General features: G+C 68.9%; 8 protein-coding genes and 1 tRNA gene. All 9 read left to right on the top strand.

Translation table 11 applies throughout. The features are described from left to right. Positions 1-89: 89 nt before the first annotated feature. The 9 genes from VHU88_04060 to mobF all read left to right on the top strand — a co-directional run bounded on the left by VHU88_04060 (position 90) and on the right by mobF (position 11,107). On the top strand, positions 90-443 hold the full coding sequence (locus VHU88_04060) for a hypothetical protein (protein HEX3610839.1): 354 nt from the start codon (positions 90-92) through the stop codon (positions 441-443). A 235-nt stretch (positions 444-678) separates the two neighbouring features. Continuing rightward, positions 679-1,050 (top strand): hypothetical protein, encoded by a 372-nt coding sequence (locus VHU88_04055; protein ID HEX3610838.1) that lies wholly within the window; start codon positions 679-681, stop codon positions 1,048-1,050. A 108-nt stretch (positions 1,051-1,158) separates the two neighbouring features. Further along, positions 1,159-2,022, top strand: a complete 864-nt coding sequence (locus VHU88_04050) for a hypothetical protein (GenBank protein ID HEX3610837.1) — start codon at positions 1,159-1,161, stop codon at positions 2,020-2,022. Between the two features lie 181 nt (positions 2,023-2,203). Continuing rightward, positions 2,204-3,439: a D-alanyl-D-alanine carboxypeptidase gene (locus tag VHU88_04045; protein ID HEX3610836.1), complete on the top strand. Its 1,236-nt coding sequence runs from the start codon at positions 2,204-2,206 to the stop codon at positions 3,437-3,439. A 171-nt stretch (positions 3,440-3,610) separates the two neighbouring features. Then, positions 3,611-4,762, top strand: a complete 1,152-nt coding sequence (locus VHU88_04040; GenBank protein HEX3610835.1) for a hypothetical protein — start codon at positions 3,611-3,613, stop codon at positions 4,760-4,762. 126 nt (positions 4,763-4,888) lie between these two features. Beyond that, a tRNA-Ser gene (locus VHU88_04035) sits at positions 4,889-4,977 on the top strand. Between the two features lie 362 nt (positions 4,978-5,339). Next, entirely contained in the window at positions 5,340-5,795 is a 456-nt protein-coding gene (locus tag VHU88_04030) for a helix-turn-helix domain-containing protein (GenBank protein ID HEX3610834.1), read from the top strand. A 1-nt stretch (position 5,796) separates the two neighbouring features. Then, positions 5,797-6,348 (top strand): PIN domain-containing protein, encoded by a 552-nt coding sequence (locus VHU88_04025; protein HEX3610833.1) that lies wholly within the window; start codon positions 5,797-5,799, stop codon positions 6,346-6,348. Positions 6,349-7,039: 691 nt separating this feature from the next. Next, positions 7,040-11,107 (top strand): MobF family relaxase, encoded by a 4,068-nt coding sequence (mobF, locus tag VHU88_04020; GenBank protein HEX3610832.1) that lies wholly within the window; start codon positions 7,040-7,042, stop codon positions 11,105-11,107. The last annotated feature ends 1,890 nt before the right edge of the window (positions 11,108-12,997 follow it).

The raw sequence follows: 12,997 nt of genomic DNA, 5'->3' as shown, positions 1-12,997 counted from the left end.
GTAATCCGTCCTCTTGCCTTGGTCACGGCAAGTTGGTTGGGAGCGTCCCGCAAGTGACAAGACGCCACCCACAAAGGAGCCCCCAGCCCATGAAGACAGGTCGTATCCCTGCCATCATCTCCGCGAGCCTCCTCGGCTTTGCGCTCACCGCTGGTGGCGTTGCCATCGCGGAATCGGCCAGTGCGGACACCACCACCTCGCACAGCACCTCGGCCCCGGCCAAGCACCACAAGCTGAAGAAGCACCACAAGATCAAGAAGCACCACAAGGCCAAGACCCACCACAAGGCCAAGCACCACAAGAAGCACCACGGTGGCAGCACCGGTTCGACCGGCAGCACCGGCTCGACCGGTAGCAGTGGCTCGACCGGTAGCAGTGGCGCGAGCGGCGCCTCGACCCCGAACAGCCTGCTCAGCCCGGTTGCCGGGATGCTCGGCAGCTGAGCGAGCCTTTCACCCGCACCTCCGCGGAGGGCGGTCGGCGTACCTGCCGACCGCCCTTCGGCGTTCCCGGGCCCCCGCCGGCCGGCCGGCGTCGCAGTTCTCCACAGGGCCTGGTTGTCCACAGGCCCGGGGTCGCGGCGGGCGCGCGAGGTTCCCGGCTCCTAGCTTTCGCAACGTGTAGCTGAGCGGACTTCGTTCAGCGCCGTGCGAATCGACAACCACTAGGAGACCAACCATGAACGCACGTCGTGTTTCCACGATCGTCTCGACCACCCTGATCGGCCTGGCGCTGGCCGGCGGCGGCGCGATCACCGCGCCCTCGGCCGGTGCTGCGACCGTTCCGGCTGTTGTTGCCTCGGGCAGCCCCACGCCCTCCGGCGGCACCCCTTCCGACCCGCAGCAGGCCCCGAAGGCTGGGGACCAGAAGCCGGCCGAGACCACGCCGGTCAAGCACGCCGGGGCCCACTCGAAGGGCAAGCGGGCCAAGACCACGCGGGTTTCCACCCGTACCCGCAGCCACCGCGCCGGCAAGGCCGTCGCCCGGCACCGCAAGCCGATGGCCCCGGCCGGCGCCTCGAGCAGCACCGGCGCACCGATGGCCGGCTGACCGCAGTGCGGCTCGCGGGGCGGTCCGGCGGCGGCCGCCCCGCGGGTCCCTGACGCCGCGTCAGTTCCGGCTGCCGGTAAGGTGATCGACGCAGCCGGAGGAGGAGCCTTGGTCGTCGCGGCTGCCCTGGGCGCGGTCGTCACCGCCCTCTGCTACGGGATCGGAGCCGTGCTCCAGGCCGTGGCGATGCGCGAGGGCGCGCCCGGCGAATCGCTGGATGCCCGCCTCGTGGTCCGGATGCTCTCGCAGTTGCCGTACCTGGTCGGGCTGGCTCTGGACGGGCTGGGATTCCTGGCCTCCCTGCTGGCGTTGCGGCACCTGCCGTTGTTCCTGGTCCAGGCAGCGGTCGCGGGCAGCGTGGGCATCACCGCGTTGTTGGCCGCTCGGTTCCTCGGGGTCCCGCTGGGGCGGGTGCAGTGGGTCGCCCTGGTCGCGCTGGGAGCCGGGGTGGTGCTGCTGGCGATCAGTGCCGAACCCGGGGACGCCGCGTCGTTGAGCAGGCCCGGCCAGTGGGCCGTGCTGATCGGGGTGGCGCCGTTGACGGTGCTCGGCGTCCTGGGGGCACGGCCGGGCCGTGGGGCGGCGGCCCTCATGGGGGTGATCTCCGGCGCGGCCTTCGGCGGGGTCGGGATCGCGGCCCGCGCGCTGCCTGTCTCGGGCGCCTGGTGGCGCCTGGCCGGCCAACCGCTGACCTACGCGGTGCTCGGGTACGGGGTGTTGGGCACGATCATGTTTGCGGCCGGCCTCGAGCGGGGTTCGGTCACCGTCGTGGTCGCGATGATGTTCGCGGTGGAGACCGTCGTCCCGGCCGGCGTCGGCCTGGCCGTGCTCGGCGACACGGCCCGCTCCGGCCTCGCGGCGGTCGCGGTTCTGGGGTTTTTGGTGACCGTCGGCGCAGCTCTGATGCTGGCCGGGTTCGCCCAGCCGGCCGAGTCCCGCAAGGCCGCGGCGGGCGCCGCGCAGGGCCGGTGATTGCCCGCCGCGGCAAGCGGAGCCCCGAAGGTTGGGCCGCCCGGGTCAATGCTCTACCCGAGTCAGTCAAATCCTCGGTCACGGCCCACTTCGCGCCCTTACTCTCAACGTTGCCATGCCAGAGCAGATGCCTCCCGCCTCCACGCCTCGCCGCCGTCCGCGCCTCGCGCGGGCCGCGGTCGTGGCAACCGTCGGTGTTGCCGCGCTCGGCCTCGGTGGGTTGCCCGCCGTGGCGGGTGTGAATCCGGCGCCGGCGCCCAACCAGCCGGCCACCTCCACGATGGGGGTCAACACCGGCAGCGCCCTGGGGGCCGACACGGGTCAGGGCCAGCTCCCGGCCGTGCCGACCATCGGGGGCTCGCAGCTGTCCAGCCCCGGCGTGATCGAGGACCCGGCCGCCGGCGCGTTGCCGTACTTCGACGGAACCTCGTACGTGATCGCCGACGCGACCACCGGCGACATCCTCGCCGCCCGCAACCCGCACGGCCTGTACCGGCCGGCCAGCACCCAGAAGTCCCTGCTCGCGCTGACGATGCTCCCCCGCCTGGACGCGGACGACACCTACACCGCCGACAGGCAGGACGTGAACGTCGAGGGCACCCGGGTCGGCATGGCTGCGGGCCAGACGTACTCGATCAACGACCTCTGGTACGCGCTGTTCCTGCGTTCGGGCAACGACGCGGCCCTCGGACTGGCCAAGGCCGGCGCCGACGGCGACCTGGCCAAGGCCGTCCGGATGGAGAACGAGGAGGCCCAGCGCCTCCAGGCCTACGACACCACTGTGGTCAGCCCGAGCGGCCTGGACGAGCCCGGCCAGTTCTCCTCCGCCTACGACCTGGCCCTGTTCGGCCGAGCCCTGCTCAACCGCGGCGACGCGCGCAAGTACATGGCCACGCAGCACTGGCTGTTCCCGGGCAACGTCACGGCCACGAAGAAGCCGGCCGACCCGGCCAAGATCCAGATCAACTCCGAGAACCGGTTGCTGGGCAAGTACCCGGGCATCATCGGGGTGAAGCCGGGCTACACGACGCTGGCGCACAACACCGACATCGTCGCCGCCCAACGTGACGGCCGGACGATCCTGGTCTCGCTGATGGGTGTACCGCACCCGACGGTGACCCAAGAGGCTGCGGCCCTGCTCGACTGGGGCTTCGCCCACGACGACGAGGTCACCCCGGTCGGGCAACTGGTCGACCCTCTCTCGGCGAGCCAGATGACCCCGGAGGACGACGGATTCTCGTCGTTCTCGGTCATCGACAAGCTGCCCGGGAAGGCCGCCTCGGGCCTGCGGTACGTCCCGATCAGCCTGCGCTGGTCGGCGGTCTCCGGCGGTGTCGCCGCGATGCTGTTCGTCGCAGCCGGGGTGCTGCGCGTGCTCGGCCGCCGACGCTGGCGTCGGCGGCTCGTCACCCGCTGACCCGCACGGCGCACCGGAACGGACATAGCGCCGGTCAATGCACACTTCGGGCGCAATCGCCCGTATGGGAATTTCGCACATTTATAAGGCAATTGCTCCATCCGTGTCCGCCGATTGCGTCAGGATCCCCATCGACCGTCCACCTCGGCGGTCGTATCCGGGGAGCGGGCAATGGTTCAGTTGCGCCCAAGCGTGGCGATCGCGGGGCAGGCCGTTCTGCTGATGAGCCTGGCGGCGGGCGCGACGGCGGTCCACCTCGGACATGCGCAGGCCCAGCCGCCGACAACGACGAAACCGGTGGCGCCGGCGGCACCGGCGGCGACGGCGGTTTCGGCCGCGGTTCCGCGGTGCGACAGGTCGCAACTACGCGGCCGGACGGCCCGCTACGAGGGCGGTTCGGTTTCGGCCACGTACGACAAGGTGTTCCGGCCCTGGGCCTGGGTCCCGTTCCTGAAGACCCACGTCCCGCAGGCCCTGACGACCTGGCGCAACTGGGACGGCGTCGGCCACAACCTGGTGCTGCTGGGTATGTACCGTCGCGGGCACCACTCGCTGTTGGTCGGCTTCGACCCGGCATCCGGTCGTCCTACGGGCACCGTGGAGATCAACCAGTCGCACCTGGGCGGCATGGGATTCGTGGGCCGGTGGCTGTTCGCGCAGGACAACGCCGACGCCGACAGCCACGCCACCGTGCGCCGGTACCGGATCGACCAACTGCGCGCCGCGATGCGCAAGGCGACGCACGGCGGGAACGACCGGCCGTTCCTGCGCATGGACGGCAAGCCGCGGCGGATCGACGCGATCGACTTCTTCGCCGAGGAGGGCAACTCGGTCTACGCCGGGAACCACGGCTCGGAACGGACCGCGCGGATGTACCGGTACACGCTCTCGGCCGACGGACACCTGCAGCGGGCCGAGGGCCCGTGGCGGATCCCGCCGCGCGCGCAGGGCCTCGTGATCACCCCGCGGCTGTTCATCTTCTCCACCTCGCACGGCACCGGTCGCGGGCGGCTGGAGCTGGTGCGCCGGGGCACGCCGAGCGCGGCCGCCCGTCCGTTCGCCTGCGTCTGGATCCCGGCGATGCCGGAGGACATGACCGTGGTCGGCCGCAATGTGCTCATCGACTTCGAGAGCGGCACCGCGCAGTACGCCCCACTGCACCCGAGCAACCGCATCAAGCACTTCCACGCCGGCGGACTGGACGCACTGCTGACGATGACCCATGGCCAGGACCCGACTCCGCCGCGGCCCGCCCCGGGACTGCTCCCGCCGATCGGCCCGGTGGGCGCACCGCCGCGACCGGCCGCCGCCGCCCGCCCGTAGGGGGATGTCCGTCGTCTGACGTGCCGTCAGGTCCAGCGCCGACGCCCTACTCCCGCAGCCCCGTCTGCTGTACCGACCGCAGGTGGGACCGTCGAAACGGCCTTGCTCGTGCCAGACTTGCCTGCAGGAGGGCTCGCACAGTGGCCGAGTGCGGCAGTCTTGAAAACTGCTTTCGGGGGTGACTCCGAACGTGGGTTCGAATCCCACGCCCTCCGCTCCCGAACCGGACAAAACGGCCGCTGAGCTGCGGAAACACCCGCTGAAAGATCCGACCGCCAGCGCCCTTGCACCTCCGTAATTACCCCGGAGGCACCCTGTGAACGGGCACGCAACGGGCACGACATGCCGAACAACGGGCACGCAACGGGCACGCGGCAGGTACCCCACTGGGGTACCGATTCACCTGGGGGCGGTTGCGCGAGAGCCTCCCGCCGGGTGCTCCGAGACCGGCTCGGTTCTTCGTCAGGCCGACGCGTCCCGGAGCGCCGTCCGGCCACGGTGTTGAGAAAAGAGCCCGTGAAAACTATTGCGGTTGCTTCGAATGTTGCGAATACTGAATGTGGGAGAGGGAGGCATCATGACGGCGTTGGCGCTCGCGCCCTTTCAGCCCGACGAGAGCGACATCAGCGCGGCCGTCGAGGCGTTGCCCCACATCAAGGACTACTTGGCCTCTCACACCGGCAGCGTCGTTCGGCTCGTCGTCCCGGACGACCCGCAGGAGACGCTGAGCGTGCCACGTGGCGCTGTGGAACTCCTCGCTCGCGTGCTCGCCCATATGGCTGCCGGGCAGGGTGTCTCGGTCGTGCCCGCGCATGCCGAGCTCACCACCCAGCAGGCGGCTGAACTGCTCAACGTCAGTCGGCCGTTCCTCATTGGTCTGCTGGACGGCGGCGACATCGAGTACCGCAAGGTCGGCAAGCATCGTCGGATCAAGGCCGCGTCCCTGATGACCTACATGGCGCGCGACGACCACGAGCGACGTGAGGCTGCCGACGAGCTGACCCGGTTGAACCAAGAGATGGGCCTGCTCTGAAGTGCCGTTCGTCGTCGTGTACGACGCCAACGTGCTCTACCCGAGCACGTTGCGGGACCTGCTCATCCGGATCGCCCAAGCTGGGTTGGTCCAGGCGAAGTGGACCGAACAGATCCTCGACGAGGTGTTCAGAAGCATCGCCGGGAACCGGCCCGATCTCGACGCGCAAAGACTCGACCGCACCCGCACGCTGATGAACGCCGCTATCCGGGACTGCCTGGTCGCCGGCTACGAGCCGCTGGTCGAGGCGCTCCGGCTTCCCGACCCCGATGACCGCCACGTGCTCGCGGCGGCGATCAAGGCCCGCGCTCAGGTGATCGTCACCAACAACGTGAGGGACTTCCCCGCGGCGGCGCTGCAGGCTTGGGAGATGGAGGCGAAGGCGGCGGACGATTTCGTCCTCGACCAGATCGACATCAGCCGCGAAGCGGTCTACAGCGCGGTCCAGCGAATCGCCGACGCACGACAGAACCCGCCGGCCACCCTCTCCGAGGTCCTCGACCAGTTGGAGCGGGACGGGCTCGTCGAGTCTGCTGCCGCTCTGCGTCAGTAACCCCGCACGGCCTCGTCGCCGAGTATGCGCCCTGCGCACCGCGCATCAAGGCCGAGCCGCTGCGCGGTCGCTGCGCGAGCCTTGACCCGCGGTGCTCCGGACGCGTTGAAGCTTCCCCGAGGTCGCCCCGGAAATGCTGTCCGGTAGCTGCTGAAGGACAGTGTCGGACAATGGCGGTCAGAACTGTCGGGCGGAACAGCCACGGACAATCGCGGTCAGCAATAGATCGAATTCGATCCGACAGGGCTGCTGGTCCGTCCCCGGAAAAACGAATCCACCCCGTGGTAATCGCGAATAGACCGGACCTGCAGCCGGTGGCCTCCGCTGCTACCCGTAGCTGCCTGACGTTGACTGCTGATACGCGAAAGCCCATGCTGAGATGCAGATACATCCGAGCAACGGCCGGCACCAGCACCGGTCCCCGCGACAGCGCAGGCCACACGAACGGTCCGGCCACGACCACGATCAAGCTCACCGACAATCACCCGCCCGGCTTGATAATCACACCAGGCCAATCCCCCAAGGCCCTATGGCAACCCTGATAACCGCTTGAATTCAAATGCGACTGCACTAAGGTATCCCTGCGGGATACGGGGGTATTTGTGCTTTGGCTTATGTGACGGCTATCGGTGCTGATCCGGCGCAGGTCGATTATCGGCTGGGTCTGGGGCACGGCTGCACGGAGCAGGGTGTGGCGCAGGTGCAGTTCTCCTACCACGCCGATGGCCGGGAACGTCCGCTGCGTTGGGTGGGGTCTGGCCTGGAGGCGTTCGGGATCGCGCCGGGATCGGAGCTGACCCCCGACCAGTTCGACGCGGCGCGGGCCTTGATGGCCGGGTGCGACCCGAGGAGCGGACAGCGGCTGGTCGCCCCCAAGTTGGCGGTCTTGGACGGAGCGAAGCTGCCGCTGCCCCCGCTCCTGCAGGCACTGCGCGCCGCTGCGGGGCAGCGAGACGTCGGCTTGGGGGAAATGTTCGCGGCCCCGAAGGACCGGGCCGCGATCATGCGGGCCGAACGGGCCGTGGCCCGCTCAGGCGACGGGGCGCGCTTGCGGGCGGACGAGGCCGGGCACCTGGCCGAGGCCGCGGGACTGGACCCGGGCCAGGTGTGGGGAACCGACGCCTACCGCAGCGCCCTGGGAAACCTGACCCACAGCCGCGTGCAGCTCGCGCCGGACGGCAGCCGCACGGAGGTTCTGGTCCCGCGCCGGGCAGTGGTCGGCAACCTGGGTTACGACATCTCCTTCACCCTGCCGAAGTCGCACTCGCTGCTGCTCGCCTTCGCCGATGAGGCCACCGCGCATCGGATCGAGGCGGTCTACGACGCCGCGGTGGCCGACACGTTCGCCTGGTTGGAGTCGAGCACCTGCTACGGGATGCGCGGCAAGCACGGCGAGGGGCGCACCGCGCAAACTGTCCAGGGCAACGGGTTCGCTGGATGGGCCATGACCCACCGGGCCGCCCGACCGATCGGGGACGCGGTCGTGGGGGACCCGCACTGGCATGTGCACGTCACCATTGCGAACCTGACCCGCGGCGGCGACGGGAAGTGGTCGACGGTGGGCGCGGGCGGCCGGGACCTGATGCGGCATGCACCGGCCGTGGACCACGTGCTGAAGGCGCTGGTCCGCCGGGAACTGTCCGACAGTTTCGGGGTCAGCTTCCAGCGATCGGAACGGACCGGGGCGTGGGAGGTCACCGCGATCCCGGACGCGACACTGGTCGCGTTCTCCAAGCGGGGTGCCTCGATCGCAGGACTGCTCACCGACCTGGGTTTCGACCCGGACACGGCCTCCCGGCGGGCGCAGGACCTGGCCGCGGCGCAGAGCAGGCAGCACAAGTCCCACGCGACCGCAGCGCCGGACGCGACGCTGCGCCAGATCTGGCAGGACCAGGCCCGCGCTCAGGGTGTCGACCCGGTCGCCCTGGCCGCCACCGCGCTGCCGGGCCGATTGCCGCAACGGTTGCCGGAGGAGCAGACAACGCTTGCCGTGGTGGTCGATCGGCTGCTGGACCCCGAATCCGGGCTCACCGCGACCGGGCGCCGCTTCACCCGCGCCGACGCGCTGGCCGCGGTCGCCGACGCCCTGCCGCACGGCGCTGGCACCATCACCGAGATCGAAGGCCTGACCGACAAGGCGCTGGCCCACCCGCAGTTCCTCGCCCTGCCCGCGGCCGGTGCCGAGATCGCCGAGCATGCCGGGATCGTGAGCAACGGGCCGCGGCACCTGCTCGACGCCTCGCACATGACAAACGCTGCCCGCTGGAGCACTGCCGATGTGTTCGCGGCCGAACAGGTCATCCTGCGCGCCGCCGCCGGAAGGGCCCGCGGTGCGGCGTGCGTGGGCATGGACGCGGCGGGCATGGCGATTTCAGCCGTGGAGGCCACTGCGGGACACCGGTTGTCCCACGAGCAGGCGTCTGCGGTGCTGCGCCTTACGGCGTCGGACCGGGCCTTGGACGCCGTGCTCGGAGCCCCGGGAACTGGCAAGACCACCATGCTCGCCGCCGCCCGGACCGCCTGGGACTCGGAAGGTTTTGTGGTCGCCGGGGCCGCGACCGCCGCCGTCGCCGCGGCGAACCTGCAGGTCGAGTCCGGAATCGCCTCGCGCACCCTGGCCCAGTGGCTGCACCGGATCGACACCGGCCCAGGGCTGGCCGGGGTGGACGTACTGGTGCTGGACGAGGCCAACCTGACCGATGACCGGGCCCGCGCCGCCCTGTACACCAAGGCGGCTCGCACGGGCACCAAGGTCGTGGAGGTCGGGGACCCGCAGCAGCTACGCGGAGTCGGCTGCGGGTCCCTGTTCGGCCGGGTCCACGCCATGGTCGACGGCCCGGTACTGACCGAGAACCACCGCCAACGCGACGCCGACGAACGCGCCGCGATCACCGCCTGGCGCGAAGGACGGCCCCTGGAGTCGCTGGAATCATGGGCCGCACGTGGCCGGATCGTCGCCGCGGACACCCCCGACGCTGCGGTTGCGGGACTGCTCGCGAAATGGATGCACGAACGCGTCGGGGCCCCGGATGCGCACACCGAGATCGCCTCCGTGGTCATGCTCGCCGCGACCAACCTGAGCGTCGAGCGACTAAACACCGCCGCCCAGGCCGTACGGGCCGCGACCGGGGAACTCGGCCACGGGCGCACCTACAACCTCGAGGGTGGCCGGGACCTGTTGCTGCACGAGGGTGATCACGTGCTGATCCGCCTGAACGACCGTAATCAGCGGATGCATGAAGGCCCCGACGTGCTGAACGGGTATCGGGGCGTGGTCGAGCACATCGGAGCCGCTGGGCGCCTGGCGGTGGCATGGCGCAAGGCTGGGCCCGACGGTCCGCAGGTCCAGCGCGCCGTCCTCGATCCGGGTTTCATCGCGAGCGGTGGCCTGTCGCTGGGCTACGCGATGACCGTGCACAAGGCCGAGGGCCTGACCGTCGGCTCCGGCTGGGCCCGACCCGACGGCACGTCAGGCGGCGGGGTGGTTCTGGTCCACGCCGCCGGCATGGACCCTGCAGCGCTGCACGTGGCCACCACCCGCCACCGCGAACGCGTGCTGCTCTTCGCCGCCCCCGGACAACTCGAACAACCGCCTGGCGCGGCCTGGGACCGTTCGGTGGATCCGGTCGAGCGGGTCGTCAGTGCACTGGCGCAGCAGGCCGGCGCCGACCGCGGCAGCCCGAATGATGTCCCCCTGCACGACGACCTCGGCCGCACCGCGTCGCCCACCTCGGGTGCTGCGCCAGTGCCGGAACCCGCTGCCGATTCAGCCGCGGAACGGCGGGAACTCATGGCCCGACTCGAACTGAACCAGCTCGCCGACCAGATGCGGGAAGCCTGGACCGCACACGCCGACACCGCCGGCGAACTGGCGCGCGCCGAAACGCAACTGTCCATCGCTCGCGACTGGGCCGCCCGGTGCGAACACGACGCACACAAACTCGCAGACAGCACCGCCCGGCTGGCCGAAGCCCGCCAGGCAGCCGAGGCCGCCAGGGCCGTGGGCGAACCCGCCGCTGCCCGCATCGCCGGACGCACCACCGGGCTGCGCGAACAGATCCACGCCGCCTGGGCCCGGGAGTACGAACCCGCGCGCGCCGCCGCCGCCGACTACCTGGCCGGGCCCGGACGGCTCGGGATGAACCAACGCCGTGTGAACCGGGCCGAGGACACCCTGCACCGGTGGGCCGCCCAATGGCGCCACCTGCACCCCGGCCTCGACACCACCCGCCTGGCCTGGCAGGCCAGCCTGCACCCGGCCAACCACGACCACATCCTCAGCCGCTCGTTCGCCGCCCGCGTCGCCGAACAGGCCCACCTCGAGCTACCCGGCGAACACGCCGCCGCCGCAGCCGCCAAGGCGGCGACCAAGCACGCCGAGACGGTGGCCGCCGAAAACCGACAACTGGACAGCCACCAGGCGATGCGCCGACTCTCCCCGCCCGGGCTCGAGCGATTGCACCGCGACCCCGCCCGCGCGGTGGTACAAGCCACAGACACCCACCTGCGCGCCACCGAAGCGCACACGTCGGCCACTGCTCGGATCACCCAACTGCGAGAGCACCCGATCGTGCAGGCACAACCGGACCCCGAGCACTGGATCGAGAACCTGCACACGGGATGGAGCGCCGCCCGCACCGTCGCCGCCGCCCTGCAACGGGCGGCCCGCGCCGCCGAACGCGCCGTCGAACCCGACCACAGCTACTACCGGTCCCATCACCACGACCTGCACCGCGAAGGACCCAACCTCGGCCTTTGACCGCGCGGTGGAACAAGCCACAGACACCCACCTGCGCGCCACCGAAGCGCACACGTCGGCCACTGCTCGGATCACCCAACTGCGAGAGCACCCGATCATGCAGGCACAACCGGACCGGGACATAGGAGTGAAGTCCAACTCGGGAGCCCGACGAAAACGCTGTGACATCTCAACATGTGGACACGGCCGCTGCGTGGCCGATGTTGAGATGACACAGCGCCCGTCGGGCTCCCGGTCGAGACTTCACTCCTAGGTTGGCCGCGCTCCGCGGGTCTGTGCAGCTAACGGCACCTCTCTAAGTCAAGCCGCCGGGGCCAGAGAGGAAACCAACTTGTTGAATCTGGGCGGGGTTCGTGGTCTGCAGCCATGATCTTCGAGGCTGTGGTCGGGGTCGCTCGGGAAACTTGTCGCCCTGCTGGGCTGACTGTCTAACGGCCTGCGTCTCGGTCACAGCCGCCCGGTGGGAGTGGCTCGAGAGAGGTCGGCAACGCCCGAAGTTGGTCTGCCCTCCGACCGGATTCCAGTGATCATCGTCCGGTTGGAGGGAAGCTTCGAATGCCTGCTGGGGATCGCGTCCGTCGCACCGTGCTAGTTGCGGCTGGCTGCTCGCATGGACACGACGCAGAACGCTGCAGCCCTAGCTCCGGCGACTGCTTCAACAGCAGACTCGGGGCCGTCTCGCCTTGCTAGATCGCCACATATGGGCTGGACTCGCCATGAGAATCTCGCAGTCAATCGTGCAGGCCGAGTCGCGCCAGACAATCGTCGGCCTTGAGGTCTAGAACGACAACCGACATCACGCAGCCATTCGGATTGGGCTGCTGCGCGCTCGGTAGTCGCCACGAACCCCGCGCCGTGCGCGTTCTGCGGACCTATCGCTCCGTAAAATGGGTTGGCGCACTCTGCAATCGCGGCGCGATGAAGGGCCGTGGCCCCACGTGCTTCGAAATCAGCGGAACACGGGGCTACGACGGAAGCGGAGTTGGTCCCAGTTTCACGGTGATGTCGAAAGTGAATGCTCCGCTACCGATCACATGAAATTGCGCGCCCTGTTTCGGATCTATAACTACGGCTAAGTCACCGCCGTCTTTCGCTGGAACACTTTTAACAATTTTTGCCTGGGAGGACGGATCTATACGGACCTCGCTTCCCTTAATGCAGTCTGGCGAAGTTTTCAGAAATATCTCACCCGCCGCGGTGTCGGTGATGAGCGGTGGCGGGGTAGCAGTTGCATCTACAGAGTAAGTCCCGGCTCCCACTCCCAACGACACATCACATATGACTGTCGCCCCCGGCACGTTGCTTATCGGCGAGGGTGTGATGGCGACCTTGTGGTGACCACAGGCAGCGAGCGTACCGCAAAAGAGCGACGCGACGATTACGGAGACTCCGGTCCTCAGGCAGCGAACCATTCCGATCGCCATCATGAACATCTCTCCCACGTGTTCGACCAAGCATCCCTACCATCCCAATTGGAGGTGTCCACGGTGGGAGCAGGCGCAGCTGGTTCTGCTATCTGAAAGCCGGAAAAGCTGCTAATCCCAGTGAAATTAGTCCACGCGCCTGACCAGTAGGTCGTATTCAGAAATGGTTTACGTAACGGAACATTAACGTTATTTACTTTCGGTCTTTCAGTGATGAACTCAGAATGTGTACCGTCATAAAAATTCGAGGTCGCCGGGCTTCCATGGCTAACGATCGGAATCGATTGAAGTGGGAAGGTGTCCCAGAACATTCCAGTGGTCACATTGAATCGCCCCGGCTTTGATGGAGGCTCTGATGCTATGGGAGAATTGCATCGTGGCGCCTCCGAAGAAATATCCACCCGAGTTGCGTGAACGCGCTGTTCGATTGGTCTTTCAGATACGCAAGGAACGTGGCACCACCCAT

It is taken from the genome of Sporichthyaceae bacterium (genome assembly GCA_036269075.1).
Classification (GTDB): domain Bacteria; phylum Actinomycetota; class Actinomycetes; order Sporichthyales; family Sporichthyaceae; genus DASQPJ01.
Note: the sequence above shows the minus strand (reverse complement) of the source record. Positions and strands in the feature narration are given on the sequence as shown.